This is a genomic window from Bradyrhizobium guangdongense (assembly GCF_004114975.1).
GTDB classification, from domain to species: Bacteria; Pseudomonadota; Alphaproteobacteria; order Rhizobiales; family Xanthobacteraceae; genus Bradyrhizobium; species Bradyrhizobium guangdongense.
Genome location: NZ_CP030051.1, coordinates 4,177,193 through 4,203,276 on the forward strand (window position 1 = coordinate 4,177,193; position 26,084 = coordinate 4,203,276).

General features: G+C 63.1%; 23 protein-coding genes. 12 read left to right on the plus strand and 11 right to left on the minus strand.

Annotated features, from left to right (window positions below):
• Nucleotides 1-12: 12 nt before the first annotated feature.
• Nucleotides 13-1,050: an aspartate-semialdehyde dehydrogenase gene (locus X265_RS19965; protein WP_128966361.1), complete on the plus strand. Its 1,038-nt coding sequence runs from the start codon at nucleotides 13-15 to the stop codon at nucleotides 1,048-1,050.
• 219 nt (nucleotides 1,051-1,269) lie between these two features.
• On the opposite strand, the gene X265_RS19970 is transcribed toward X265_RS19965, so the two are convergent.
• The 6 genes from X265_RS19970 to coaD form a co-directional block, all read right to left on the minus strand.
• Nucleotides 1,270-2,241: an IS110 family RNA-guided transposase gene (locus X265_RS19970; RefSeq protein WP_128963081.1), complete on the minus strand. Its 972-nt coding sequence runs from the start codon at nucleotides 2,239-2,241 to the stop codon at nucleotides 1,270-1,272.
• Nucleotides 2,242-2,550: 309 nt separating this feature from the next.
• A complete protein-coding gene (gene queA, locus X265_RS19975; RefSeq protein ID WP_128966362.1) occupies nucleotides 2,551-3,624 on the minus strand; it encodes a tRNA preQ1(34) S-adenosylmethionine ribosyltransferase-isomerase QueA in 1,074 nt (357 codons plus the stop codon).
• Nucleotides 3,625-3,676: 52 nt separating this feature from the next.
• Entirely contained in the window at nucleotides 3,677-4,141 is a 465-nt protein-coding gene (locus X265_RS19980; protein ID WP_128966363.1) for a peptidylprolyl isomerase, read from the minus strand.
• On the minus strand, nucleotides 4,138-4,563 hold the full coding sequence (locus tag X265_RS19985) for a hypothetical protein (RefSeq protein WP_128966364.1): 426 nt from the start codon (nucleotides 4,561-4,563) through the stop codon (nucleotides 4,138-4,140). Before X265_RS19985 ends, X265_RS19980 begins: the two co-directional genes overlap by 4 nt.
• An 8-nt stretch (nucleotides 4,564-4,571) precedes the next feature.
• Nucleotides 4,572-5,147 carry a peptidylprolyl isomerase gene (locus X265_RS19990; protein WP_128966365.1) on the minus strand — a complete coding sequence of 192 codons (576 nt, stop codon included), beginning with the start codon at nucleotides 5,145-5,147 and terminating at the stop codon, nucleotides 4,572-4,574.
• Between the two features lie 40 nt (nucleotides 5,148-5,187).
• Entirely contained in the window at nucleotides 5,188-5,682 is a 495-nt protein-coding gene (coaD, locus tag X265_RS19995; RefSeq protein WP_128966366.1) for a pantetheine-phosphate adenylyltransferase, read from the minus strand.
• 250 nt (nucleotides 5,683-5,932) lie between these two features.
• On the opposite strand from coaD, the gene X265_RS20000 reads away from it, so the two are divergent.
• Both X265_RS20000 and X265_RS20005 read left to right on the plus strand, forming a co-directional pair.
• Nucleotides 5,933-6,190 (plus strand): hypothetical protein, encoded by a 258-nt coding sequence (locus X265_RS20000; RefSeq protein WP_128966367.1) that lies wholly within the window; start codon nucleotides 5,933-5,935, stop codon nucleotides 6,188-6,190.
• A 195-nt stretch (nucleotides 6,191-6,385) separates the two neighbouring features.
• Nucleotides 6,386-8,239, plus strand: a complete 1,854-nt coding sequence (locus tag X265_RS20005) for a potassium transporter Kup (protein WP_128969345.1) — start codon at nucleotides 6,386-6,388, stop codon at nucleotides 8,237-8,239.
• Nucleotides 8,240-8,344: 105 nt separating this feature from the next.
• Here X265_RS20005 and gyrA read toward each other — a convergent pair whose 3' ends face one another.
• Together gyrA and X265_RS20015 are read right to left on the minus strand one after the other, a co-directional pair.
• Nucleotides 8,345-11,089, minus strand: coding sequence for a DNA gyrase subunit A (gyrA, locus tag X265_RS20010; RefSeq protein WP_128966368.1), 2,745 nt, complete (start codon nucleotides 11,087-11,089; stop codon nucleotides 8,345-8,347).
• Nucleotides 11,090-11,446: 357 nt separating this feature from the next.
• A complete protein-coding gene (locus X265_RS20015) occupies nucleotides 11,447-11,944 on the minus strand; it encodes a single-stranded DNA-binding protein (protein ID WP_128966369.1) in 498 nt (165 codons plus the stop codon).
• Between the two features lie 424 nt (nucleotides 11,945-12,368).
• Between X265_RS20015 and X265_RS20020 the strand changes: the two genes are divergently transcribed.
• From X265_RS20020 to X265_RS20055, 8 genes are all read left to right on the plus strand, one after another.
• Entirely contained in the window at nucleotides 12,369-13,148 is a 780-nt protein-coding gene (locus X265_RS20020; RefSeq protein WP_128966370.1) for an outer membrane protein, read from the plus strand.
• A gap of 237 nt (nucleotides 13,149-13,385) precedes the next feature.
• A complete protein-coding gene (locus X265_RS20025; protein ID WP_128966371.1) occupies nucleotides 13,386-14,069 on the plus strand; it encodes an outer membrane protein in 684 nt (227 codons plus the stop codon).
• A 279-nt stretch (nucleotides 14,070-14,348) separates the two neighbouring features.
• Nucleotides 14,349-17,327: an excinuclease ABC subunit UvrA gene (uvrA, locus tag X265_RS20030; protein ID WP_128966372.1), complete on the plus strand. Its 2,979-nt coding sequence runs from the start codon at nucleotides 14,349-14,351 to the stop codon at nucleotides 17,325-17,327.
• Nucleotides 17,328-17,407: 80 nt separating this feature from the next.
• On the plus strand, nucleotides 17,408-17,971 hold the full coding sequence (locus X265_RS20035) for a DinB family protein (RefSeq protein WP_128966373.1): 564 nt from the start codon (nucleotides 17,408-17,410) through the stop codon (nucleotides 17,969-17,971).
• A 78-nt stretch (nucleotides 17,972-18,049) separates the two neighbouring features.
• Nucleotides 18,050-18,346, plus strand: coding sequence for a hypothetical protein (locus X265_RS20040; RefSeq protein WP_128966374.1), 297 nt, complete (start codon nucleotides 18,050-18,052; stop codon nucleotides 18,344-18,346).
• On the plus strand, nucleotides 18,343-19,107 hold the full coding sequence (locus X265_RS20045) for a type II toxin-antitoxin system VapC family toxin (protein WP_128966375.1): 765 nt from the start codon (nucleotides 18,343-18,345) through the stop codon (nucleotides 19,105-19,107). Before X265_RS20040 ends, X265_RS20045 begins: the two co-directional genes overlap by 4 nt.
• A 49-nt stretch (nucleotides 19,108-19,156) precedes the next feature.
• On the plus strand, nucleotides 19,157-19,792 hold the full coding sequence (locus X265_RS20050; RefSeq protein ID WP_128966376.1) for an HAD family hydrolase: 636 nt from the start codon (nucleotides 19,157-19,159) through the stop codon (nucleotides 19,790-19,792).
• 147 nt (nucleotides 19,793-19,939) lie between these two features.
• On the plus strand, nucleotides 19,940-20,503 hold the full coding sequence (locus X265_RS20055) for a hemerythrin domain-containing protein (protein WP_128966377.1): 564 nt from the start codon (nucleotides 19,940-19,942) through the stop codon (nucleotides 20,501-20,503).
• Nucleotides 20,504-20,559: 56 nt separating this feature from the next.
• On the opposite strand, the gene X265_RS20060 is transcribed toward X265_RS20055, so the two are convergent.
• On the minus strand, nucleotides 20,560-21,510 hold the full coding sequence (locus X265_RS20060) for a YVTN family beta-propeller repeat protein (RefSeq protein ID WP_128966378.1): 951 nt from the start codon (nucleotides 21,508-21,510) through the stop codon (nucleotides 20,560-20,562).
• A 2-nt stretch (nucleotides 21,511-21,512) separates the two neighbouring features.
• On the minus strand, nucleotides 21,513-22,079 hold the full coding sequence (locus X265_RS20065; RefSeq protein WP_128966379.1) for an SRPBCC family protein: 567 nt from the start codon (nucleotides 22,077-22,079) through the stop codon (nucleotides 21,513-21,515).
• 968 nt (nucleotides 22,080-23,047) lie between these two features.
• Here X265_RS20065 and X265_RS20080 point away from each other — a divergent pair.
• Nucleotides 23,048-25,114 (plus strand): DUF1217 domain-containing protein, encoded by a 2,067-nt coding sequence (locus X265_RS20080; protein ID WP_128966381.1) that lies wholly within the window; start codon nucleotides 23,048-23,050, stop codon nucleotides 25,112-25,114.
• 160 nt (nucleotides 25,115-25,274) lie between these two features.
• Here X265_RS20080 and X265_RS20085 read toward each other — a convergent pair whose 3' ends face one another.
• Nucleotides 25,275-26,042 carry an AAA family ATPase gene (locus X265_RS20085; protein WP_128966382.1) on the minus strand — a complete coding sequence of 256 codons (768 nt, stop codon included), beginning with the start codon at nucleotides 26,040-26,042 and terminating at the stop codon, nucleotides 25,275-25,277.
• Between the last annotated feature and the right edge of the window lie 42 nt (nucleotides 26,043-26,084).

Here is a 26,084-nt window from a genome sequence, read left to right on the forward strand (position 1 = left end):
AACCGAAATGCAATGGAGGACAAAGTGAGTAACGATCCCGTCGTCGCGATTGTCGGCGTCACCGGTGCGGTGGGCGCCGAATTCATCGCCACCATGGACAAGCGCGGCTTTCGCGTCAGCAAGCTCAAGGCGCTCGCGAGCGCCCGCTCGGCCGGCAAGACGGTGTCGTTCCGCGGCCAGAACATTGTCATCGAGGAGTTGACCGAGCGCTCATTCGACGGCGTCGACATCGCGCTGTTCTCCGCCGGCAGCGGCATCTCCAAGAAGTTCGCGCCTGTTGCGGTCAAGGCCGGGGCCGTCGTCGTCGACAACTCCTCCGCCTTCCGGATGGACCCGAACGTGCCGCTGGTGATCCCAGAGGTGAACGGCAATCGCATCCGCGATCACAAGGGCATCATCGCCAATCCGAACTGCGCCGCGATCACCGCGCTCGTGCCGCTGTGGCCGATCCATCGGAAGAACCGGATCAAGCGCGTCATCATCTCGACCTACCAGGCCGCCTCCGGCGCCGGCGCTGCTGCGATGGACGAACTGGTCGAGTCCACCCGCGCCAATCTCAACGGGCAGGTCTATACGCCCAAGGTGATGCCGCACCCCTACGCCTTCAATCTCTTCAGCCACAACACGGCAATCGACCCCGAGACCGGCTACAACGACGAAGAGACCAAGGTCATCAAAGAAACCCGCAAGATCTTCGAGGACGAGAAGATCGCGATCGGCGTCACCTGCGTGCGCGTGCCGGTGCTGCGCGCGCATTGCGAGGCCATCACCTTCGAATGCGAGAAGCCGATCACCGAGGATCAGGTCCGCGCCATCATGGCGCAGGCACCGGGCGTGAAGATGGTCGACGATCGCGTCAAGAACCACTTCCCGATGCCGATCGACGCCTCGGGTCAGGACGACGTTCTTGTCGGCCGCATCCGCAAGGATCTCAGCGACGCTAGCGGCCATTCGATCTCGATGTTCGTGGCGGCCGATCAGCTGCTCAAGGGTGCGGCTCTCAACGCGGTGCAGATCGCGGAGCTGTTGCCGCAGCGGGTGATGGCGTAACGGAAGCTTCCGTAGAAGCAGGTATCGTAGCAACCATTAAGTCGCCCCCGATGGCCTTGATGGTGACGCCGCGCTTGCGCCCATCAAGGCGTGGCCTGGCAGCAGCTGATGTAAGGCGGGAGCAGAGCGACGGCCAGCCTTGACGGCCGCCGCGCGCGGCGTCTTTGTTGCGGCAGGTCGGGACGAAGAAACGGTCGCCTAGTCGAACAAAGAAACGGGTCAGGCGGCGGGCCGCTTGGCGAGTTGAGGCAGCTCTGCCACCCAGGGAGTTCCGCGGGCGACGACGGCGTTGATCGTGACGAGCAGCTTTCTGGCGCAGGCGATGAGCGCGCATTTGTGGCCTTTGCCGGCGGCGATCAGGCGGGCGTACAGAGCCTTGAGCTGCGGATTCCAGCGGAAGGATGCCGCAAGGGCCGCGGTGTAGAGCGCCCGGCGCAGGCGTTCGCGGCCACCCTCGATGTGACGGGCGCCGGCGCGATTGCCGCTGTCGTCGTCGTAAGGCGCCAGCCCGCCGAGAGCTGCAGCGGGCCCACGCGTGATGTTGCCGACCTCGGGCATCCTGACCAGGACGGCAACCGCGGTCGGCAGGCCGCAGCCGGCGACGCTATAGATCAGATCGAGCCGTGCGGCCAGATCAGGGTGCTTGCGGATCGTCGCCAGCAGCGCTTTGAGTTCAGCTCGTTTGGACTTGGTCAGGAGCGCGATCTGCGCCTTCCAAACCCCTTGAATCCGCGTGTCGCGGCAACTCTCAAGCCGGTTCTTCAGTCTTGCGATGTCCTCCGTGATCTGGTCGATCATCGTCAGATGCTCGGCAAAGGGCTGCAGACGCGGATCCGGAGCGGGATGGATCGTTTTGACCGCAGCAGTGCACATCGCGATCAGCGCCGCGTCGATCGTATCGTTCTTGGCCAGCAGCTGATGGAACGTGGCATAGGCACGGACCTGCTTGGGCTGAAACAGGACGACGACGAACCGCTTGCGTCGCAGCTCAGCGACGACAGCCCGCTCATAGCCTCCGCTTGCCTCGATCCCTATCCGCTTGACCTTGTGGCCCTTCAGCCACTCCACCAGCTCCTGGCGGCCTTCTACCGTATTGTCGACCTGCAATCGCTCCGAGCTGCCGTCGACCGCCACGTCGAGCTTGTCTTTGCCGGTATCGATCCCGGCACAGATCATGATATGCTTGGCCATCTTCCTCGACCCTCCCTTGTGAATGCGAACCTGAAGTTCGTTCAACCATGCGGGTCCCGCTGAAGTGCCGACCGCGATCTTGCTACGAAACGCAGCCCTTCAGGGCTTCGGTGGGCATCGATCCGATCGATCGGCGGCCCAGCTCGGGCGGCCACCCGGGCTGGGCCATTCCTCACGGAACGTGGCCATCCTAACCCGGCGCGCTAATACAAGGGTGGGCAAAGGCGCGAAGCGCCGTGCCCACCTGTCTTCTCCGCATTCAAGAAAGACGTGGGCACGCTTCGCTTTGCCCACCCTACGGCGCCGGAGCTAGCCGCCTGCCCGAAACAACAGACACGCGTCGCCATACGAGTAGAACCTGTACTCATTCGCGATCGCGTGCGCGTAGGCCTGCTTCATCGTGTCCAGGCCAGCAAAGGCGGACACCAGCATGAACAATGTCGACTTGGGCAAATGGAAGTTCGTCATCAGGACATCGACCGCGCGAAAGCGATAGCCCGGCGTGATGAAGATCGAAGTCTCCGCCGCGAACGGCTGAATGATCCCGTCCTCGTTCGCCGCGCTTTCCAGCAGCCGCAACGAGGTGGTGCCGACGGCGACGATGCGCCCGCCGTTTTTCCGCGCAGTGTTGAGCTGCTCGGCCGTCTCGGCCGAGATCGTACCCCACTCGGCATGCATCTTGTGACCGTCGGTATCCTCGACCTTGACCGGCAGGAACGTCCCTGCCCCGACATGCAGCGTCACCCTGACGATGCCGACGCCGCGCGCTTGCAGCGCCTGCTCGAGCGCGGGCGTGAAATGCAGACCCGCGGTGGGCGCCGCGACAGCGCCTTCGTTCGCTGCGAACATGGTCTGGTAGTCGGCGAAGTCCTGATCATCAGGCGTGCGCTTGGAGGCGATGTAGGGCGGCAGCGGCGGGCTGCCGAGGTCGGCGATCGCCTGGTCCAGCGCCGGGCCGTGGAACGAGAATGACAGCGTCACCTCGCCTTCACCGCCCTTGGCCTCGACCTCGGCATCGAGATGGCCGAGCAGGCAAACCTTGCCTTCATTGCCGAAACGGATGCGGTCGCCGGCGACGAGCTTCTTTGCCGGCTTCACCAGCGCCTGCCAGCGCGAGCCGTCGAGGCGCTTGATCAACGTCGCCTCGATCTTCGGCTCGGTCTCGCGGCCAATGCGACGGCCTTTCAATTGCGCCGCGATGACCTTCGTATCGTTGACGACGAGCTGGTCGCGTGGCTGCAGCCATTGCGGCAGGTCGGCGACGGTCTGGTCGCGCAGCGCGCCGCCTTCTACGACCAGCATCTTCGCCGAGTCGCGCGGGCTGGCCGGGCGCAACGCGATGCGCTCGGGCGGCAGGTCGAAATCGAAGAGATCGGTGCGCATTTGCAGCTTGCCACCAGGAGCGCGCCTGCGCGCGCCCCTGGAAATGAGGAGCTTACTCCTTGTCTGCGGCCATCCGCGCCTTGACGATCTTGTCGGGGTTCTGCACGGGCTCGCCGCGCTTGATCTTGTCGACGTTCTCCATGCCCTCGGTGACCTTGCCCCAGACCGTGTACTGGTTGTCGAGGAAGCGGGCGTCGTCGAAGCAGATGAAGAACTGACTGTCGCCGGAATCCGGATTGGCGGCGCGCGCCATCGAGGCGGTGCCGCGCACGTGCGGCTCCTTGTTGAACTCGGCCTTCAGCTTCTTGCCGGAACCGCCGGTGCCAGTGCCGTGCGGGCAGCCTGTCTGCGCCATGAAGCCGTCGATCACGCGATGGAATACGATTCCGTCGTAGAAGCCCTCGCGGACCAGCTCCTTGATGCGCGCAACATGGCCGGGGGCGAGGTCAGGCCGCATCTCGATGGTCACGGGGCCCTGCGTGGTTTCGAGGATCAATGTGTTTTCGGTGACGCTCATGCTCGTTTCTCTTGCGTTGGGGGTGAAGTCTTGTCAGGTGAAGTCTTGCGGTTACGGAACTGGATCGCGAATGGACGTCCCGCGGCGGCACCGGCCATTGCATCGGTAAATGGCATCGGCGTGCAGCGTTGCAACGCCTCCATCACTGCGATCCGGTATTGCAGCCGGTCATTGTCGGAGGCCTCCGCGGATTCGTAGGTAATCCTCGGATGGCCCAGAATGTTTCCGGACCGGTTAAAGCTCACGACGACGGTGATGTCGAGTGGGCGGGCCTTACTGGGTGCCGGCGGCTTCCAGCAGGACCTTAAGTGCTGGAAGACGTCCTGGATGGTGTTGACCCGTGCGTCCTCTGCGGCAGCACTGGTGGTGCCGAGCAGCAGCACCGCTGCAGCGAACAGGAGTCTGTCGCCGCGGCGTGCCATCGTGCCGGCTACTTGATGTCGGAGGCGACCTGCACCTTCACCATCTTGTCGGGATCGGTGACGGTGCCGCTCGGCGAGCCGGCTGGCGCCTTCTTCAACTTGTCGACCACGTCCATGCCCTGCACGACCTCGCCGACGACAGTGTACTGGCCGTCGAGGCTGCCGCCGTCGGCGAACATGATGAAGAACTGCGAATTGGCGGTATCGACGCTGTCACCGCGGCGGGCCATGCCGACGATGCCACGCGCGAAGTGAACCTTGGAGAATTCCTGCTTCAGGTTCGGATATTTCGAGCCGCCGGTGCCATTGCCGTTCTGGCCATCGCCGGTCTGGGCCATGAAACCGTCCATCACGCGGTGGAACGGCACGTTGTTGTAGAAGCCTTCGCGCGCGAGCTGTTTGAGGCGCTCGGCGTGTTGTGGGGCCAGGTCGGTCCTGAGCTTGATGACGATGCGACCCTTGGTGGTGTCGATGACGAGCGCATTGGCCTTGTCGAGATTGGCCGGCAGCTGCTGCGCCATGGCCGGGACCGCGAGCACGAGCGCGGCAAACATCGTGGCAAGAATTGCGAAACGACGGTTCATGAAAACTCCGGATCAGATGAGATGAAGACGCGCGCCGTTTTCAGGCGAATTTGGCCTTGAGCAAGGATGCAACGAGCGGCGGCACGAAGGTCGAGACATCGCCGCCCATGCCTGCGATCTGACGCACCAGTGTGGCGGTGATCGGGCGGACCATCGGGGATGCCGGCAGAAAGATCGTGTGCACCTCCGGCGCCATCGCCTCGTTCATGCCCGCGAGCTGCATTTCGTAATCGAGATCGGTGCCGTCACGAAGGCCGCGAATCATGATGGTCGCGCCGTGCTTGCGGGCGGCCGTCACCGAGAGGTCGTCAAAGGTGGTGGCCTCCAGCGCACATCCGGCTTGGGCCGCAATCGGCCCGCAGACGTCGTGGAGCATCTTCAACCGCTCCTCGGTCGAAAACAGCGGCTTCTTGCCGGGATGGACCCCGATAGCGACAACCAGGCGGTCGCAGAGCGGAACGGCGTGCCGGACCACGTCCAGATGGCCGTTGGTGATGGGATCGAAGGAACCCGGGTAAAAGGCGATGCGCGGCATGGCTCCCTCCTACCCCGCCCGGCCCGGCCCGGCAAGCCGGCCGGGTTCCGTGGCAGTTTCCTGCGGTTTTCCACCCCCTCGGTATGACGGTTTGTTTCGTCCCCGGGCGGTCCACGAAACAAAACGGGATGAGAACGAAACCATTTCCGGCGTCGGCGAAGACATCCGGAAACTCGCCATGGTTATCAATCCAACCAACGAATGACGGGCCGCATACTGGGCGTAGCGGCCGCATCACAGGGGACCGTCGATGATCAAGGCTCTTTCAGCGATCGCCATCGCCGCGTGCGTTGCTGCAGCCCTCACCCTCCTGCCCGGTTTTGCTCCTACCGTCGAAGCAAGCGTGCCGCAGCCGCTTGCCAAGGGTGACCGGCTCGACATCAAGTCTATCGGCAGGGACTGCTCGCAGCGGGCCTGGCCGAATTTCGAGGCCTCCTGCCTGCGCCGCGCCGGCACCAAGGCCGATGTCCGCGTGGCTCGCCTGGTGACCGCCGACCGCACCCCGTAGGCGCCCTGTCAGCTTCGCGTCATGTAAAGCCGACTATAAACCCCATGGATATTTGCGACGGCTCGTCGCAGAGTGTGTCATTGCTCGCGCCCGTCGGAATGGACCGACGGGCGCGATCCCATTGAGGGGTTGCCTTTGTCCAGTACGCCCGCAGTCGCTTCCGGCCATCATCATCCCGATCCACTGCCGCTTGCCATGACGATGGGCGCCCTCGGGGTGGTCTACGGCGATATCGGCACCAGCCCGCTCTATGCCTTGAAGGAAGCCGCCAAGGCGGCCGCTCATGGCGGCACAGTAACGCCTGAGGCTGTCCTCGGTGTTGCTTCGCTGATCCTCTGGGCCTTGCTGCTGATCATCTCACTGAAATACGCGCTGCTGATCCTGCGCGCTGACAACCGCGGCGAAGGCGGCATCGTCGCGCTGCTGGCGCTCTTGCACGCTCGCCACGCCCAGCCGGGCACCTGGCGCGCGCATCTGCTTGTGGTCGGCCTCATCGGCGCCGCTCTCCTTTACGGCGACGGCGCGATCACGCCGGCGATATCGGTGCTATCGGCCATCGAAGGCCTCAAGGTCGACGCGCCATCCCTCTCGCCTGTGGTCGTGCCGATCACCATCGCCATCCTGGTCGGCCTGTTCATGATGCAGAAGCAGGGCACCGGCTTCATCGGCCGCATCTTCGGACCTGTGATGCTGGCCTGGTTCGTCGTGCTGGCTGCGCTCGGCATCCACGGCATCATCAAGGCCCCGGCGGTGCTCGCCGCGCTCAGCCCGCTCTATGCCTTCGACTTCCTGATCCACCAGGATTTCCATGTCTCCTTTGCGATCCTCGGCGCCGCCTTCCTCGCGGTGACCGGTGGCGAGGCGATGTATGCCGACATGGGCCATTTCGGCCGCCTGCCGATCCGGCTCGCCTGGTTTGCGATCTGCCTGCCTGCGCTGGTGCTGAATTATTTCGGCCAAGCCGCGTTGCTGATCACCGATCCCACGATGATCGAGAACCCGTTCTTCCAGCTCTGCCCCGACGCCCTGCACTATCTGCTGGTCGCGTTCTCGGCCGTGGCGACCGTGATCGCCTCGCAGGCGATCATCTCCGGCGTGTTCTCGCTGACACAGCAATCGATCCAGCTCGGCTTCCTGCCGCGCATGCAGATCCGTCATACCACCAGCGATGCGATCGGCCAGATCTACGTGCCCCTGGTGAACTGGTTGCTTGCCGCCGCAACGCTAGGGGCGGTCCTGAGCTTCGGCTCCTCGGACGCTCTCGCCGGCGCCTATGGCATCGCGGTGTCGCTGCTGATGGCGATCACCACGCTATTGGCCGCGCTGGTCGCGATCCAGTGGGGCTTTTCGCCCTGGCTGGTGGTGGCCGTGAACGGCTTCTTCTTCGTGATCGATCTGATCTTCTTCGCGGCGAACTCAATCAAGCTGTTCGAGGGCGGCTGGTTTCCGCTGCTGCTCGCCGGCCTCGTCGCCTTCCTGATGCTGACCTGGCGCGCCGGCGTGAAGCTGGTCGAGGCCGCGCGCGCAAAGCTGCGCCAGCCCGAGGAGGATCTGATCGAGACGGCCGTCAACAAGTGCCGCGCCAGACTGCCCGGGACCGCCGCGTTCCTGGCTTCCGCGCCACGCGGCGTGCCGCTCGCACTCACCCAGTTCGTCAAGCACAACCACGTGCTGCACGAGCGCGTGCTGCTGGTGACGGTGCTGATCGAGGAGGCCCCGCACATCGCCGACGAGGAGCGCGCCGAGGTAATCGAGATCATCCCCGGCATCACCCGCATCATCCTGCACTACGGTTTCATGCAGAACCCCACGATCTACGAGGGATTGGGGCTCGTCTGCCGCCAGGGCAAGCTGCCCGGTGTCGAGCTCTCCGACGTCACCTATTATGTCGGCCGCGAGACCATCATCCCACGCGAGGACATCCCGGGCATGTGGGTCTGGCGCGAAGGCCTGTTCGCCTTCCTGCAGCGCAACGCCGAACGCTCCGCCGCGTTCTTCGGCGTCCCGACCAAGCAGGTCGTGGAGTTCGGCACGGAGCTGGAAATTTAGCGCAACTGCGTAGCCCGGATGGAGCGCAAGCGTAGTCCGGTTTTTTTTCCAAGCATCAGGAGTCCCGGATTTCGCTTCGCTCCATCCGGGCTACGGGGCTAGGAGTTAGTCTCCGTTTGTCTCCGCATTCGCCCCATTCCCGCTCTCCGCCTCTTCCGTGATGTGCTCGACCGAAACGACGTGCTCGTCCTCGGCGGTGTCGAACACGATCACGCCTTGGGTCGAGCGGCCGGCAATGCGGATGCCCTCGACCGGGCAGCGGATCAGCTGGCCCTTATCGGTGACCAGCATGATTTGATCGGCGTCCTCGACCGGGAAGGACGCCACCAGATTGCCGTTGCGGTTGTTGACGCTCATGGCGACGATGCCTTTGCCGCCGCGGCCCGTGGTGCGGTACTCGTAGGACGAGGTCCGCTTGCCGTAGCCGTTGACGGAGACGGTCAGCACGACCTGCTCGGCCGCCGACATCTCGGCATAACGCTCCTGCGCCAGCTGGAAGCTGCCGGAGGTCTCCTCGGTCTCGGCGTCCGCCGGCGCCTCCTCGGCCGCGGCTTCGCCGGCGACCGCGCGGCGCATCTTCAAATAGGCCGAGCGTTCGTCGGAGGTGGTTTCGACATGGCGCAGGATCGCCAGCGAGATCACCTTGTCACCTTCGCCCAGCGCGATGCCGCGCACGCCCATCGAGGTGCGCCCGGTGAAGACGCGCACATCAGGAACCGGGAAGCGGATGCACTGGCCGCCGGCCGCGGTCAGCAGCACGTCGTCGCGCTCGGTGCATATCTGGACGTCGACAATCGCTTCGCCGTCGTCGAGCTTCATCGCGATGATGCCGGAGCGGCGGACATCGACGAAGTCGGACAGCTTGTTGCGGCGGACGTTGCCGCCTGTGGTGGCGAACATCACGTCGAACTCGCCCCAGGTCGATTCATCCTCGGGCAGCGGCATGATGGTGGTGATGCGCTCGCCCTGCTCCAAGGGCAGGATGTTGATCAGCGCCTTGCCGCGCGCGTTGGGGGCTGCCATCGGCAGCCGCCAGACCTTTTCCTTGTAGACCTGGCCGCGCGAGGAGAAGAACAGCACCGGAGTATGGGTCGATGCGACAAAGAGCCGGCTGACGAAATCCTCGTCGCGGGTCTGCATGCCGGAGCGACCCTTGCCGCCGCGGCGCTGGGCGCGATAGGCCGACAGCGGCACGCGCTTGACGTAGCCGGCATGGGAGACTGTGACGACCATGTCCTCGCGCTGGATCAGGTCCTCGTCCTCGACCTCGCCTTCCTGCTCCATGATCACGGTCTTGCGCGGCGTGGCGAACTCGGCCTTCACCTCGGCAAGCTCGGTCTTGATGATGTCGAGGATGCGGGCGCGCGAGCGCAGGATCGCCAGATAATCCTCGATCTCGCCGGCAAGCTTGGCCAGCTCCTCGCCGATCTCGTCGCGGCCGAGCGCGGTGAGGCGTGCCAGGCGCAGCTCGAGGATCGCCCTCGCCTGCTCCAGCGACAGGCGGATGGTGCCGTCCTCGTTGATGCGATGCCGGGGATCGTCGATCAGCGTGATGATGTCCTCGACGTCGCGCGCCGGCCAGTCGCGCGTCATCAGGGTCTCGCGCGCGGCGGCCGGCGTCGGCGAGTGCCTGATGACCTTGATGATCTCGTCGATGTTGGCGACGGCAATCGCAAGGCCGACCTGCTCATGCGCGCGCTCGCGCGCCTTGCGCAGCTTGTACTTGGTGCGGCGGGTGACGACCTGCTCGCGGAAGCCGACGAAGATCGTCAGCATGTCCTTGAGGTTCATCGTCTGCGGACGACCCGAGTCGAGCGCGACGGCGTTGACCCCGAACGAGGTCTGCAGCGGCGTGAACTTGTAGAGCTGGTTGAGCACCACGTCGGGCACGGCATCGCGCTTGAGCTCGACGACGACGCGGTAGCCGTCACGATCGGATTCGTCGCGAAGGTCAGAGATGCCCTCGATCTTCTTTTCCTTGTAGAGCTCGGCGATGCGCTCGACCATCGTCGCCTTGTTCACCTGATAGGGGATCTCGGTGATGACGATCGCCTCGCGCTCCTTACGGATGGTCTCGAACGTGACCTTGCCGCGCATCACGATGGAGCCACGGCCGAGATGATAGGCGCTGCGGATGCCCTGGCGCCCGAGGATGATGCCGCCGGTCGGGAAATCCGGGCCCGGGATGATGCCGTTGAGTTCGTCGATGGTCAGCGAGGGATTGTCGATCAGCGCGACGCAGGCGTCGATCACCTCACCGAGATTGTGCGGCGGGATGTTGGTAGCCATGCCGACGGCGATGCCGCCGGCACCGTTGACCAGCAGGTTCGGGAACCGCGCGGGCAGAACCACCGGCTCACGCTCGGAACCGTCGTAATTGTCCTGGAAATCGACCGTGTCGTCGTCGATGTCCTCGAGCAGCTTCAGCGCGATCTTGGTCAGGCGGGATTCGGTGTAACGCATCGCCGCGGGAGGATCGCCGTCGACCGAGCCGAAATTGCCCTGTCCGTCGATCAGGGGCGCGCGCATCGAGAAGTCCTGCGCCATGCGCACCAAGGCGTCGTAGATCGCCTGGTCGCCATGGGGATGGTACTTACCCATGACCTCACCGACGGCACCGGCGGACTTCTTGTGCTTCTTGTCCGGCGTGTCGCCGCGATTGTTCATCGCGTAGAGGATGCGCCGATGGACCGGCTTCAACCCGTCGCGCGCATCGGGCAGCGCACGCGACACGATCACGCTCATGGCGTAATCGAGATAGGACTTTTTCATCTCCTCGTAGATCGAGACGGGGCGAATGTCCGAGGGTTGCGCCGGCTGGTCGCCGGGCTTGTTGTCGTCGTCAGCCAAGGGGGAATCCGGTGATATTTTATCTGGGAATCATATAGCGCATCGAGGTCCTGATAACCACCCTTGGACGTGTCCGGGAAGCGCTTTTTCCGACTGTTTTTCCAACAACTTAAGGTGCCGAGAGCAGCGCCTTCGGCCCTGCCGGAACGACCATCCAAAATCGGCCCGCATCCCCGATGATCGGGCACGCGGATGCCCTCCGCCGGCCGCGTTCCGGCAGCTCGCAAGACGAGTTCACCTCAAACGTGAAGTGGGCCCGGAATTTCCGAGCCCAGCCTGCCAATTAGCAAGATTTGCTGATCCGAGATGGAAGCCGCCGCTCTGGCGGCCGGCCCGCTCTCCGCAGTGGAACAATCCTCAGAACGGGATGTCGTCGTCCATGTCGTTGTTGCGGCCTCCACCGCCGGCGGCAACGGCACGGCGCGGCGCGCTGCTGACGGGACCGGACGAGCCGAAATCGCCGCCCGGCTCATCACCGAAGCTGCCGCCTCCTCCGCCACCGCCGCGGCCGTCGAGCATCGTCAGGGTCGAGTTGAAGCCTTGGAGCACAACCTCCGTGGAGTACTTTTCCACGCCGCTCTGGTCGGTCCATTTGCGGGTCTGCAGCGCGCCCTCGATGTAAACCTTCGCGCCCTTCTTAAGATACTGCTCGGCGACCTTGCAGAGCCCTTCGTTGAAGATCACGACGCGGTGCCACTCGGTCTTTTCCTTGCGCTCGCCGCTGTTCTTGTCGCGCCAGGTTTCGGAGGTGGCGATGCTCAGATTCGCAATCGGCCGCCCGTCCTGGGTCCGGCGGATTTCCGGATCCTTGCCGAGATTTCCAACCAGAATGACCTTGTTGACGCTTCCCGCCATCGCCGCTCTCCACTCCAAATGCCACTGAATTTCGAAAGGCGCGCCCGCGCTGCCGCCTGTTGGGCCGACCCTATACGCTTACGGGCGCCGATCGGCCCGCCACGCCCTCGGTTATCCCCACATATAGCATTGACCCAAAGTTTGTTCCAGATTTGTTCTAGCCAAAGAATACGATGCGCGAAGCGCGGATGAGGAGCCTGGCGCCGCTATGCACGCCGGCATGAATTGGAACTCGGCCAGGCGGGAAAGCGCTTAACATTCATCAACTTACGCCCGCTTCGATTGCCCGATGAGTGTTGCATTCCAGAGACGGACTCAGCCTCCCCGTTGGACTACGGTGGCCTCGGAATTGGTTCATATGGGCGTCGCGCCTGAATTGACCGCTTCGGGGACTGCTGAAGCGGACGTCACTGGGGAGACTGCAATGAAGAAAATTCTATTCGGTACTATTGGGATTGTTGCGTTGGGCCTGTCTGCACCCGCCAGTGCAGCGGATCTGGCGGCCCGTCCCTACACCAAGGCGCCGCCGATGGTCGCGACCATCTACGACTGGAGCGGCTTCTACATCGGCATCAACGGTGGCGGCGGATCGGCCCACAAATGCTGGGACTTCGTGACGCCCGTCACGGGCACTCTCGTTGGCGAGGGCTGCCACAACGCCACCGGCGGCACGATCGGTGGTCAGATTGGCTACCGCTGGCAATCCGCCAACTGGGTGTTCGGCCTCGAGGGTCAGGGCAACTGGGCTGATTTCAGCGGTGACAACATCAGCCTTGCCTTCCCGGGCACGGCACTCGTCACCGGCGATCGCAATCGTTCGCGCATCGACTCTTTTGGCCTGATCACCGGTCAGGTCGGTTACGCTTGGAACAGCGTGCTGCTTTACGTCAAGGGCGGCGCCGCTGTCGTCGGCGACAAGTACGACGTGTTCGCAGCTCCCGGCACGCCCGGCGCTGGTACCCTGCTGGCGTCAGCCCGCGAGACTCGTTGGGGCGGCGCCGTCGGTGCAGGTCTCGAATTCGGCTTTGCGCCGAACTGGTCGGTTGGCGTCGAGTATGACCACATGTTCCTTGGTCATCGCACGATCGGCTTGACCACGCCGGCCGGAGCCGCCTTCGGCAGCGACCGCATTGGCCAGGATGTCGATATGGGCCTCGTCCGCCTCAACTATCGCTGGGGCGGCCCGGTCATCGCGAAATACTGATATCCCGCTGATATCATTGGAAGATCAAAGGCCGGCCCTGTGCCGGCCTTTTTGCTGCGGGTTCCAGGATGAAACTAAAGGTCAGCAAACGTTACGTTTTGCGTCTGTTGTGGCTTTTGGGAGACACAACTTGCGGCTTTGGTGGTGTAAGCACGACGTCAGTTGGACCACAGCGTCCGATACTGCTTCCGACGCACGGAAGTCCAAAATAGAAACTGGGACTGGGATTTGTTCAATATGAAGAAGATTCTCTTGGCTTCGGCCGCTCTGATCGCTCTGACCGGCGCCGCTTCGGCTGCCGACCTGGCGGCTCGCCCCTACACGAAGGCCCCGGTGGCCATGGCTTCGGTCTACAACTGGACCGGCTTCTACCTCGGTCTCGTCGGTGGCGGCGCCTGGGAAGATTCGGGCTCGCCCCGCATGCAGGGCGGCTTCGTCGGCGGCACCGCTGGCTACAACTGGCAGACCGGCAATGTCGTGTTCGGCGTCGAGGCCGATGGCGCCTGGGCTGACGTCAGCGCCACGGCGACCGGCGCCACCGTCGTCCCCGGCTTCGGTGTCGTGACTGCGACCGCCACCTCGAAGACCGACGCGATGGGCACGGTGCGCGGCCGTATCGGCTACGCCGTCAACAACGTGCTGTTCTACGGCACCGGTGGCTACGCCTGGATCGACAACAAGATCACCCTCTCGGCCCTCGGCGTGAGCGCCTCCGACAGCAAGTTCCACTCGGGCTGGACCGTCGGCGCCGGCGTCGAAGCCTTCATCGCTCCGCAGTGGTCGATCAAGGGCGAGTACCTCTATCGCAGCCTCGGCGGCGAGACCTACTTCGGCGCTCTGCCCACCGGCACCCTCAACCTGCACACCGTGCAGGTCGGCGTGAACTATCACTTCAACGGCCCGGTCGTCGCCAAGTACTGAGTTCAGTACTGATCGTCGCGACCGACGTTACATCGTCACGAAAGGCCGGCCTCGCGCCGGCCTTTTTCTTTGGGCGACGCTCGCGCAGTTCCGCGCCCTGCTGCCAAGTGCCGCCAGCGCAACAACAATCCGTTGACGATTCGCAAGTCCCACTGGAAATCCACCTCCGTTCTTCCTACGTTCGCTACAACCCCATCGGCGCCGATCCCGGTTCCGGGCGAAGCGCGCCTCTCCATTGGCGCGATCGCGTAGCCTTGGGATTCCTCGAGGGCAACGCGGATGGATGAAGTGATCAAGGCGAAGCGCCAACAACAGAATGCGGGCTCCAGCCTGCGCGCAATTACGATCCGCGGCGCCCGCGAGCACAACCTCAAGAACATCGACGTCGAGATTCCCCGCGACAAGCTCGTGGTCTTCACCGGGCTCTCAGGCTCCGGCAAATCCTCGCTCGCCTTCGACACCATCTACGCCGAGGGCCAGCGGCGCTACGTCGAATCGCTGTCGGCCTATGCCCGCCAGTTCCTGGAGATGATGCAGAAGCCCGACGTCGATCAGATCGACGGCCTGTCGCCGGCGATCTCGATCGAGCAGAAGACGACGTCGAAGAATCCGCGCTCCACCGTCGGCACCGTCACCGAGATCTACGATTACATGCGCCTGTTGTGGGCGCGCGTCGGCGTGCCCTATTCGCCGGCCACCGGCCTGCCGATCGAGAGCCAGACCGTCTCGCAGATGGTCGACCGCGTGCTGGCACTGCCCGAAGGCACGCGCCTCTATTTGCTGGCGCCTGTCGTGCGCGGCCGCAAGGGCGAGTATCGCAAGGAGCTGGCCGAATGGCTCAAGAAGGGCTTTCAGCGCGTCAAGATCGACGGCACCTTCTACGAGCTCGCGGAGGCCCCGACGCTGGACAAGAAGTTTCCGCACGACATCGACGTCGTCGTCGACCGCATCGTGGTGCGCGCCGATATCGGCCAGCGCCTCGCCGAAAGCTTCGAGACCGCGCTGAAGCTCGCCGAGGGTCTCGCCGTCGTCGAGTTCGCCGATGCGCCCGCGGCGGCAGCACCGATCGAAGAGAAAAAGAAGACCGCAAAGATCCACGACAAGAGCGGCCCCGAGCGCATCCTGTTCTCGGAAAAGTTCGCCTGCCCGGTCTCCGGCTTCACCATCCCCGAGATCGAGCCGCGTCTGTTCTCGTTCAACAACCCCTATGGCGCCTGCCCCGCCTGCGGTGGCCTCGGCGTCGAGCAACACGTCGACGAAGACCTCGTCATCCCCGACAAGGAGCTCGCCATCGGCAAGGGTGCGATCGCGCCCTGGGCCAAGTCGTCGTCGCCCTACTACACGCAGACGCTGACCGCGCTCGGCAAGCACTACAAGTTCACGCTGACCACCAAGTGGAAGGATCTGCCGAAGAAGACGCAGAACGCGATCCTGTTTGGCTCCGGCGAGGACGAGATCAAATTCTCCTACGAGGACGGCGTTCGCTCCTACGACACCAAGAAGCCGTTCGAAGGCGTCATCACCAACATCAACCGCCGCTATCGCGAGACCGAGAGCGAGTGGGCGCGCGAGGAGCTGGCGAAGTATTTCCACGACGTGCCCTGCGGCGCCTGCAACGGTTTCCGGCTCAAGCCGGAGGCGCTCTGCGTCAAGGTCGGCGGCAAGCACATCGGCGAGATCTCCGAGCTTTCCGTGAAGGGCGCCGGCGCCTGGTTCGAGACCGTGCCTGATACACTGAACGCACAGCAGAACGAGATCGCAGGGCGCATCCTCAAGGAGATCCGCGAGCGTCTCACCTTCCTGCTCGACGTCGGCCTCAACTATCTCACCCTCTCCCGCTCCTCCGGCACGCTGTCCGGCGGCGAGAGCCAGCGCATCCGCCTGGCCTCGCAGATCGGCTCTGGCCTCACCGGCGTGCTCTACGTGCTGGACGAACCCTCGATCGGCCTGCACCAGCGCGACAATGCGCGCCTGCTCGACACCCTCAAGCGGCTTCGCGACCTCGGCAACACCGTGGTCGTGGTCGAGCATGACGAGGACGCGATCCGGCTTGCCGACTACGTGCTCGACATCGGCCCCGGCGCCGGCATGCATGGCGGCAACATCGTTGCCGAAGGCACGCCCGCCGAGATCATGCGCAACCCGAAATCGCTGACCGGCAAATACCTCACCGGCGAGCTCGAGGTCGAGGTGCCGGAGCGGCGCCCGCCGAACCACCGCCGCACCATCAAGGTGGTGAACGCGCGCGGCAATAACCTCAAGAACGTCACGGCGGAAATTCCGCTCGGCCTGTTCACCGCCGTCACCGGCGTCTCGGGCGGCGGCAAGTCGACGTTGCTGATCGACACGCTCTACAAGGCCATCGCCCGCAAGCTGAACAATGCCAGCGAAGGCGCGGCGCCCCACGACCGGATCGAGGGCTTGGAGCATATCGACAAGATCATCGATATCGATCAGTCGCCGATCGGCCGTACCCCGCGCTCGAACCCGGCGACCTATACCGGCGCCTTCACGCCGATCCGCGAATGGTTCGCCGGCCTGCCCGAGTCGAAGGCGCGCGGCTACGAGCCCGGCCGCTTCTCCTTCAACGTCAAGGGCGGCCGCTGCGAGGCCTGCCAGGGCGACGGCGTCATCAAGATCGAGATGCACTTCCTGCCCGACGTCTACGTCACCTGCGACGTCTGCAAGGGCAAGCGCTACAACCGCGAGACGCTGGAAGTCCTGTTCAAGGGCAAGAGCATCGCCGACGTGCTCGACATGACCGTCGAGGAAGCCGCCGAGTTCTTCAAGGCGGTGCCGCGCGTGCGCGAGACCTTTCAGACCCTGCACCGCGTCGGCCTCGACTACATCCATGTCGGCCAGCAGGCGACGACGCTCTCAGGCGGCGAAGCCCAGCGCGTCAAGCTGGCAAAGGAATTGTCAAAACGCGCCACCGGCCGCACGCTCTACATCCTGGACGAGCCGACCACAGGCCTGCACTTCCACGACGTCAAGAAGCTCCTGGAGGTGCTGCACGAGCTGGTCGCGCAGGGCAACACGGTCGTCGTCATCGAGCACAATCTCGAAGTCATCAAGACCGCCGATTGGGTCATCGACCTCGGCCCCGAAGGCGGCGACGGCGGCGGCGAGATCGTCGCCTGGGGCCCGCCGGAGGACATCGTGAAGGCGGCGCGAAGCTACACGGGCAAATTCCTGGAGCCGGTGCTGAAGAAGGCGCGCAAGCCGAAGCGAAGGAGCACGAGCGAGGCGGCGGAGTAGAACGAGACCGTAGGGCGGATTAGCGAAGCGTAATCCGCCGCTGCTTTCTCGTAAGACCCAGGACCCGGGAACGAGCCGACATGTCCGCTGGACTTGTGCAAACCTATCGCGCTTTCGCCCACAACAATGCCTGGGCCAACCATCGCCTGCTCAACGCCTGCGCCGGTCTCAACCAGGCGGATTTCGAAGCCCCGCGAACGGGTTTCTTCCCGAGCATTCAACGCACGCTGAACCACATCTACGTCATCGATCTCTTCTACATCGATGCGCTCGAAGGCGGTTGGCTCGGACCGCGCGCCTGGGCAAACGAAGTACCATACCCCTCGGTTTCCGAACTGAAGCCTGCCCAAGCCACAATGGACAAGCGTTTGCTCGCAATCTGCGACGCGCTGACGCCTGAACTTCTCCATGGCACGATCCGGATCAATCGCGACACACGGGTCCAGACCGAGCGCTGCGACCGGCTCCTCATGCATCTCTTCCAGCATCAGATTCATCACCGCGGACAGGCGCACGCCATGCTGTCCGAGACAGCAATCGTGCCGCCGCAGCTCGATGAGTTTTTTGCAGAAGGAGAAGCGCCGCTTCGGGCTGCCGAGTTTGCAGACCTCGGTTGGAGCGAGGAGACCGTGTGGAAGTCCTAGCTCCGGATACCTTGGCTCGATATTGCTAAGAAAGGGGTATGATGGCATGATGGCGCTGGGCCTGGCTAGGAGCAACCCATGAGCGCCAGAACGCAAGTTACGCTCGACCCGGAAACTCGACGGCGGGCACAAGCCAAAGCCGCCGAGAAAAAGATTTCGTTCGCCGAATATGTGAGGCGACTCGTGGTAGATGACCTGGGCGAAGCGGAGACGAAGCTAGATATCTCCACAATGTTCGATCTTGCCGACGAGGGGCAGGAAACAGACGTCGCAAATCAAAAAGACGAAATGATAGCGGAGGCGATCCTGGATGTGCACTCGTCTCGCAAGCGGCGCAAGACAACGAAACTTAAGCTCAGGTCGCGCCGCCGTTGAGCATCTTCGTCGACACGTCGGTCTGGTTTGCGGCAGTCGCAAAGCGCGATCGGAACAATGCCGTAGCCAAGGGAATCCTCCAGGCTTTTCCTGATCCTCTGATGACTGATCACGTTCTGGCCGAGACGTGGCTTTTGCTTAGAAGTCGCTTTAACCGAAACGTGGCTGAGACGTTCTGGGATCGCGTTCGCGGTAGCGCGGTGCGCATCGAGCCAGTCATCAGTGCAGATCTCGAGACGGCGTGGGCGATAGGCACATCGTTTCCGGATCATGACTTTTCGTTGGTAGATCGAACGAGCTTCGCGGTGATGGAGCGGCTTGGGATTACACGGGCGGCGAGCTTCGACGATGACTTCTCGATTTACAGGTACGGCCGCGCGCGCGACAGGGCCTTTGAAATCGTGCGATCGAGCCACAGCGCAGCCTACCAAACCTTTGCGCAAGCAATATTGCAACGCTTGCCTGTGTCTTTAAACTACAATGGCGTCCGTCGCGAAGTATGTCCTTACATTCTTGGCCACACCAACGGCCAAGAGCGAGTCCTGGTCTTTCAGTTCGGCGGCTCCAGCCGAAGCAGACTACCAGCCGGCGGTGAATGGCGTTGTCTAACGGTGGCACAGGTCAGCGACGTTAAAATTTACGAGGGCGAATGGCGCGGCGGAAGCTATCATCGCACCGTGCAACGCTGCGTAGACAAGGTTTACCTGGACGTCAATGAGGCGGTGCCCAATCAACCTGGCCGTCGGTTAGGCTACGACTAACTCGCAGCTACGTAGCGTTTCCCATCAGATTCTGCAAACCAGACCACAGTTGCCCTTCGCCCTCGCCATCTTCGACCTCGACGGCACCCTCGTCGACAGCTTTCCCTGGTTCCTGCGCATCATCAACGATGTCGCCGACCGCTTTGGCTTTCGCCGCGTCGCCGATGAGGATGTCGAGTCGCTGCGGCATGCTTCGACGCGCGAGATTCTCAGCCGGCTCGAAGTGCCGCTATGGAAGCTGCCGGTGATCGTTCGACATGGCCGGCGGTTGAAGGGTGAGGCAGCAGCTCAGATTTCGCTGTTTGCGGGCACTGATGCGATGCTGCGGACGCTGACTGAGAATGGCGTGCAGCTCGCGCTGGTGACGTCGGACAGCGAGGCCAATGCGCGGCAAAAGCTCGGCGCCGCCGCAGCGCTGTTCTCGCACTTCGACTGCTCGGCATCGATATTCGGCAAGCCCGCGAAATTTCGCCGCGTGATCCGGCGCGCCGGCGTTGCGCCTGACAAGGTCATCGCGATCGGCGACGAGGTTCGCGACATCGAAGCGGCGCGTGCGGTGGGGATTGCCTGCGGTGCGGTCAGCTGGGGCTACGCGGCACCGGCGGCGCTGCGGGCGCAATCACCGGATGTTGTCTTTGATCGAATTGGGGACATTGTCCCTGCCCTGTGCGCCAGCAATCGCTGACGCGACGCAACACAAAGACCCAGCGTCGCGGGTTGCCGCGCGAAGGGACGACCGGCTGGCATGATTTCTTCCAGGTTTGATCCAGCGCAATGCTGCGCCCGTTCTTTGCCCCACTCTTCGCAATGGCCCATCGTATGGATCACGACCATGATCATGGAGCTGCTTAACCGGGAGCACCGCAACATCGAGCGATTGCTCGCGGTCCTCGAACACGAACTCGAGGTCTTCGACCGCGCCGGTCGTCCCGACTACGAGGTGATCCGCGCCATCATCGCCTATTTCGAAGTCTATACGGCGATGTACCACCATCCCCAGGAAGACCGCGTCTTCGCCAAGCTCAGGCTTCGCGATCCCAAGGCCGCCGCAAAAGTCGGCGACCTCGCACAGGACCACAAGAAAGGCGCCGAGCGGTTACATCGGGTAGCGCAGGCGGTGGACGGCGTGCTTGCCGGCCGCGAGGTGCTGCGCCAGGACGTCGACAAGATCGTCCGCGATTTCCTGGAACACGAACGGCGCCACATCGCCATGGAGGACCGCGATTTCTTCCCCGCCGCAGCAAATGCCTTGCGACCTCGGGATTGGACCGAAATCGCCGACGCCTTATCTCCCCATAAGGACCCGCTGTTCAGCGATGCCACGGAAACGCGGTTCGACGCGCTGCGGGCCCATATCCTGAATTTGGAGCAGGAGGCGGAGGCGGCCCGGCATTAGCGATCGGGAGACCGTAACGTGGGTTACACATTCGGGCTAACCCACCCTGCTCATCCCTACTTCGTCCTGCGCAAGAACGCGCCGAACGCCCGCGGACCGTCGCCGCTCTCGACCTTGCCGATCACCTTCAGCTCGGCGGCGTCGATGATTTCGAGCGTGTTGCTCTCCCAGCAGGCGACGACGATGCGCCGGCCGTCGGCGGTCGCATTGATGCCTTCCGGATAGTCGCCGACATTGATGCGCTTCATCGGCTTCAGCGTGGCAACGTCGAACACGCTGACGGTGCCGCCATACTGATCGGTGACGAAGCCGCGGCCTTGCGCAAGCGCCACGGCATAGGGGCGCATCCCGACCGGCACGCGGCCGATCTCGCGTGCCTCCGCGATGTCGATCACGGAGACGTCGTTGGAGCCGACATTGGCGGTGTAGGCCCGTTTCCCCTCGTGATCGATGGTGACGCCGAACGGCCGGGTGCCGACCTTGACCACCGCCTTGCGCTCGCGCGTCGCGGTATCGACCACCGAAACGCTGTCGTCGTCGCGGTCCGCCGAGAGCAGCAGCCTGCCGTCAGGCGTCACCGCGAGCCCCGAGGGAGAGGCGCCGACTGTGATGCTGGCGGCGACACTGCGCGAGGCCGCATCGATCACCCGCACCGCGGCCGCATACCAATCGGCGACATAGACGGTTTTGCCGTCAGGCGTCACGGCAATGCCAAGCGGGCCGCCCCCGACCTCGATGCGGCCCGCAACCTGCCGTGTCGCCGCGTTCACCACCGTCACGGCCTTGGCGTCCGGGCTTGTCACGTACGCAAAGCGGCCGTCTGCGGTGACCGCGATTCCGGCCGGCTTGCCGCCGATCGGGATGGTCGCGACGCTGCGCGACGTGGCAAGGTCCACGACCATCAGATTGTCGCTGAGCTGGTTGGTGACGAACGCCTCTTCGGCAGAGGCGTTCGCGATGCTGGCGGCGAGCGCCGCCAGGACCAGAACCAATCCCAGGACCCGCATCCTCAGCTTCCGCTCTCGATCTTCTTCTTCAGAGCTTGCAGGCCGGTCTGATAGAGCCCCTTCACCGCCTTGACCGAGGCCTCGTCATTCAACTCCGGCGGCGGATCGTTGTTCGGAAAGCCGCGGTAGAACGCGCCGGCCCACTCCAGCGTGGCGCCCTTGCCGTCGGCGCTCGGCGTCACCGTCAGTGTCGAGGAGTAGTTGTTGACCGGCAGCACCTTCACATCGACGGCGGTGATCCGGTAGGAATAGGTCATGGCGGCGGCATCGAACTTGTAGAGCTCCTCGTCGACGGTGGCGCCGCCCGTGAGGGTCAGCTTCCGCGTGGCGCCGATCTCATTGCCCTTCTCGCCCTCGGTCTTGGTGACCGGCGGCAGCCAGCTCATGTCCTGGAAATTGCCGATCACCGCCCACACCTTGGCGGGGGCCGCGTTGATCTCGATGGATTCCCGCACCTTCTGCCGGGTTGGCCCATGGGCCCAAACCGGCTCGAACGCCGTCGTCAGAACCATTCCCGCCACCGACAACGCCGCCACCCCGGCGATCGCCTTTCCGATCGTCATCCGCATACCGTTTCCTCACCTTTGACCTTGCGCGACTGATGCGCGCTGCAAGCATCGTAACGCATTTTTCGGCCGTGAGGAGACCGGTTCGTGGCGCTGCCGTGGCGCCGGCAACCTTCACCCCACACCATCCATTGGCTGGGCGGCGGGCAAAACACGCGAGAACTGGGTCAACGCATCACGACAAAAACAATTCGCTTTACGAGAATTCGGAATTGTCGCATGTTTCTGCAATCCCAACCCGGCCGAGGGGCGCTATCGCGATCGTCACGACACGCGGGATGGGACGTGGTGGACGCGGGCCGCATCGGCGCGAAGGGTCTTGCAGGGCGGGTAACCGTGAGCGGGGCCGTCGCGCAAACGACCGGTGTGATCTGCGTACGGCAAAATCGCGTGGTCCTGGCGCCCGAAGTCTGGCGTCCAAGTCTTGCGGTGATGAGCGTTGCCCAACCGGGCGCGCCCATCAGCCATCCGCATGGCGACGGGGGCAATAGTGCATCGCTCCCCGGGGAGAGCGCGACATAAGCCGTCAACCCACTGCGCAGGGAAGGCCGGATGTTTGGCTTCACCTGTATGCCGCTGTGCAGCCTCTTGTAGCGCAACCTTCGCACAGTGGACCGCGGGTGCCAGTCGGCACCCGGCCTTCCCTGCGCCCTCGGCACTCTCGAGGGCGAACACTGCGGCAAAGCTCGGGCACGACGTGCCGCGAGGACGCGAAGCATGTCCGCGATATCAATGCCAAAGCGAGGATGCAGCTTGCCACGCCTTGCTTGCGGGAGGCTTGCCGGAGAGATGCGTCCAATGCGGCACTTGGACGCAAAAAGCACCTGAGGTTGCCGCTCGGAATCGCAGTAATGATCAGAAACAATGTTTCTGCCTGCTGGCATGAGGCCAGTCTTCTGCCTTGCGATCCGGCAATGATTGACGGACGTCCAAGCCTCTCGACAAGCCCCGCCGAGGCGTCAGGAATTCCCATGGTGTCCACCTATTTCAGCTACAGCTACATCGCGCGCAATCTCACGCAGTCCCTGACGCGGGTGGCGCAGCAATCGGACGTCTCGCGCGAAGCCGCCTATTACAAAGCCAACATCGGCAAGGTGCACTCCGTCGACGACCTGATGAACGACTATCGCCTGTATCACTACGTCACGAAGGCCTATGGCCTGGAAGACATGGCCTACGCCAAGGCTTTCATGAAGAAGGTGCTGCAGAGCGACCTCACCGACCCCAAGAGCTTTGCCAACACACTGATCGACAAGCGCTACCGCGATTTTGCCGCGGCGTTTTCCTTCGGCGGCGGCACGAAGGTTGCGCAGTCGAACAACCAGACGGACGACATGATCGGGCTCTACACGGCTGCCATGAAGAGCAACGTCGATGCGGTGGCCGCCGACACGAAATACTACAATGCTGCGATCGGCAACGTGACCAGCGTCGACCAACTCCTCAACGACGATCGTCTCCGCAACTATATCGCCTCGGCGTTCGGGATCGATCAAAGCAAATGGTCGCGCGACACGATCAAGCAGGTCTTGTCCAGCGACCCGTCCGATCCGAACAGCTATGTGAATGTCACCTTCGCGTCAAAGCTGGATGGCCTGAATGCCCAGCTTGCCCAGGCCAAATCGGACGCGACCGACGCCAGTTCGAAGATTGCCGACTACACGGCTCAACTGTCGCAACCCGGCGCCAACGTCGACCAATTGAATGTCCAGATACTGGTCGAACGATATCGCCTGCAATCCGCCGTAAGCAGCATGTCGACCACCAACGACACCATCGTGGCGACCAACCGGTTCATGAATCTCGCCACCGCGTACGAATTTTCGGCTGACGGATCGCTGCCGCCAGGGACACCTCCGCAGACCGCCACGAACCTCGCGATCACGAACCAGGGTTTCGACGACAGCAAGTCGGCTGTCTATGCGGCGGCAAGCCCGTTGCAGGAAGCCCTGGTCATCGGGCAGTTCAGAAAAGCCATCCCGCAGGTCACTTCGCTCCAGGCGCTCATGTCCAACGCATCAGCGTATAACTTCGCGCTGGCGGCAGTCGGTCTCGACCCTGCACAAGTCTCGCAGTCCACGGTAAAGGCTGTTCTCGAGAGCGATCTCAGCGATCCCAAGAGCTACGTCTATACGCTGAAGGACGACCGATACGTCAAGCTCGCGCAGGCCTTCAACTTCGACGTCAAAGGCAATCTGACGACGCCGCTGGCAGCCCAGGATCCGGCTGAAATCCTCGATACCGCGAAGAACTACATCATCGCGAAATTGAAAGCTGCAAGCAAGCAGGACCAGGCGAAAGTCAAGGCTCAAGCCCAGAAGGACGCGACCGACTATCAACAGGCGGTCGGCGATATCAAGAGCGTTTCCGACCTGCTCGCGAACAGGAAGATGGTCGACTTCATTCTGGTTGCCAAGGGATTGGACCCCGCAAAAGTGAGCACCACGTATCTGAAGAAGATCTTCGCCTCGGATCTGAATGACCCCAAGAGCTTCGCAAACACCGAGAGTGACCCTCGCTTTGCCGAGATCGCGGCGTCGTTCAATTTCGACAGCAAGGGCAACGTCGCGCGTCTTCCGATGATGGGCCCGCAAAAGCGCGATCAATTCCTCGCAACCCGAAACGACTATCTCCAGCAAAGCCTGGAGCAGCAGCAAGGCGACACCAATCCCGGCGTACGTCTGGCGCTGTATTTCCAGCGCATGGCGGGACACATCACGTCCGCCTTCGACATCCTCGCGGACAAGGCTCTGTCGGAGGTATTTCGCACCACCTTCGATCTGCCCGATCAAATGGCCTCGATGCAGATCGATCAGCAGGCCAAGATCGTGGAGAAATATCTCAACATCAAGGACCTCTCCGATCCGGCGAAGGTGGCAAAGCTGCTGAGCCGTTTCTCCGCCATGTACGACGCGAAGAATGCCAGCCAGACCTACTCGCCGGTGCTCGATCTGTTTCAGGGATCGAGTTCGGGGACATCAGGCTTCAGTGAATCGACATACCTCGCCATGGCAAAAATGAAGGCCAACCCATGGTGACCGCTCGCATTCGCTGTTTCAAACGCCAATCGAAGGAGAAGGCAGATACTCCAAGCCGTCATTGCGAGCGCAGCGAAGCAATCCAGACTGTCTCCGTGGAAAAGATTCTGGATTGCTTCGCTGCGCTCGCAATGACGAATGGAGCGATTACGCCCCTTGCTCACTCTGCAAGGGTCGCTTCCACGAAACCGCGCGGATCTGCGCAGAATTCCCGCATCACCCGGTAATGATCCGTCTGCTCGACCGTCGTCGGCTCGAGCCCGTATTTGCCGAGCCGCAGCAGTTGCGCATTGGGATAGGCCATCAGCATCGGCGAATGGGTCGCCATGATCACCTGGCAGATGCGGGAGTCTTCCATGCGGCGCAGCAGCTTCAGGAACTCGATCTGGCGCGCCGGCGACAGCGCCGATTCCGGCTCGTCGAAGATGAAGATGCCCTGACGCTGGCAACGCTCCTCGAAAAAGCGCAGGAAGCCTTCTCCGTGGGAGTGCGACAGGAAATCGGGTCCGGCCTGGCCCGCGTCGCGCGCGGCCTTGTCGAGATATCGCGCGACCGAGAAGAAGCTCTCGGCACGAAAGAACCAACCATTGGTAATCTTCGGCAGCCAGCTTGCGCGCAGCGCCTTCGAGAGCTGCCCACCCATCTTCTCACGTGCCTCGGAGTGATCGACCGGCATGTAGCCCTTGCCTCCGCCGGCATCGTCATAACCGGCGAGCGCCGCGATGCCCTCGAGGATCGTCGATTTCCCCGTGCCGTTCTCTCCAACGATGACGGTGATGGCGGCCTCGAAATTCAGCTCGAAATCATCCGGGAAGATCGGCAGGCAAAACGGATAGGCCTCACGATCATGGATATGCGACGGGTCGAGCCAGACCCGCCTCAGATACGGCGCAGGCAGGTTGATCGTCCGATAGCCCCTTCGCGCCATTGCCGGCCTCCGTGCGCCTCACTCGAAAAGAACATAACAGGA

Bases quoted from the DNA above. Each gene is read 5' to 3' on its own strand.
- X265_RS20020 (WP_128966370.1), top strand. From the start codon at position 12,369: ATGAAGAAAATTCTATTCGGTACTATTGGGATTGTTGCGTTGGGCCTG.
- X265_RS19985 (WP_128966364.1), bottom strand. From the start codon at position 4,563: ATGGCACGCCGCGGCGACAGACTCCTGTTCGCTGCAGCGGTGCTGCTG.
- X265_RS20085 (WP_128966382.1), bottom strand. From the start codon at position 26,042: ATGGCGCGAAGGGGCTATCGGACGATCAACCTGCCTGCGCCGTATCTG.
- X265_RS20040 (WP_128966374.1), top strand. From the start codon at position 18,050: ATGAGCGCCAGAACGCAAGTTACGCTCGACCCGGAAACTCGACGGCGG.
- X265_RS20060 (WP_128966378.1), bottom strand. From the start codon at position 21,510: ATGCGGGTCCTGGGATTGGTTCTGGTCCTGGCGGCGCTCGCCGCCAGC.
- X265_RS20015 (WP_128966369.1), bottom strand. From the start codon at position 11,944: ATGGCGGGAAGCGTCAACAAGGTCATTCTGGTTGGAAATCTCGGCAAG.
- X265_RS20065 (WP_128966379.1), bottom strand. From the start codon at position 22,079: ATGCGGATGACGATCGGAAAGGCGATCGCCGGGGTGGCGGCGTTGTCG.
- X265_RS19965 (WP_128966361.1), top strand. From the start codon at position 13: ATGGAGGACAAAGTGAGTAACGATCCCGTCGTCGCGATTGTCGGCGTC.
- X265_RS20005 (WP_128969345.1), top strand. From the start codon at position 6,386: ATGACGATGGGCGCCCTCGGGGTGGTCTACGGCGATATCGGCACCAGC.
- X265_RS20025 (WP_128966371.1), top strand. From the start codon at position 13,386: ATGAAGAAGATTCTCTTGGCTTCGGCCGCTCTGATCGCTCTGACCGGC.
- X265_RS19970 (WP_128963081.1), bottom strand. From the start codon at position 2,241: ATGGCCAAGCATATCATGATCTGTGCCGGGATCGATACCGGCAAAGAC.
- X265_RS20035 (WP_128966373.1), top strand. From the start codon at position 17,408: ATGTCCGCTGGACTTGTGCAAACCTATCGCGCTTTCGCCCACAACAAT.
- X265_RS19980 (WP_128966363.1), bottom strand. From the start codon at position 4,141: ATGAGCGTCACCGAAAACACATTGATCCTCGAAACCACGCAGGGCCCC.
- X265_RS20000 (WP_128966367.1), top strand. From the start codon at position 5,933: ATGATCAAGGCTCTTTCAGCGATCGCCATCGCCGCGTGCGTTGCTGCA.
- uvrA (WP_128966372.1), top strand. From the start codon at position 14,349: ATGGATGAAGTGATCAAGGCGAAGCGCCAACAACAGAATGCGGGCTCC.
- X265_RS20080 (WP_128966381.1), top strand. From the start codon at position 23,048: ATGGTGTCCACCTATTTCAGCTACAGCTACATCGCGCGCAATCTCACG.
- X265_RS20055 (WP_128966377.1), top strand. From the start codon at position 19,940: ATGATCATGGAGCTGCTTAACCGGGAGCACCGCAACATCGAGCGATTG.
- X265_RS19990 (WP_128966365.1), bottom strand. From the start codon at position 5,147: ATGAACCGTCGTTTCGCAATTCTTGCCACGATGTTTGCCGCGCTCGTG.
- queA (WP_128966362.1), bottom strand. From the start codon at position 3,624: ATGCGCACCGATCTCTTCGATTTCGACCTGCCGCCCGAGCGCATCGCG.
- coaD (WP_128966366.1), bottom strand. From the start codon at position 5,682: ATGCCGCGCATCGCCTTTTACCCGGGTTCCTTCGATCCCATCACCAAC.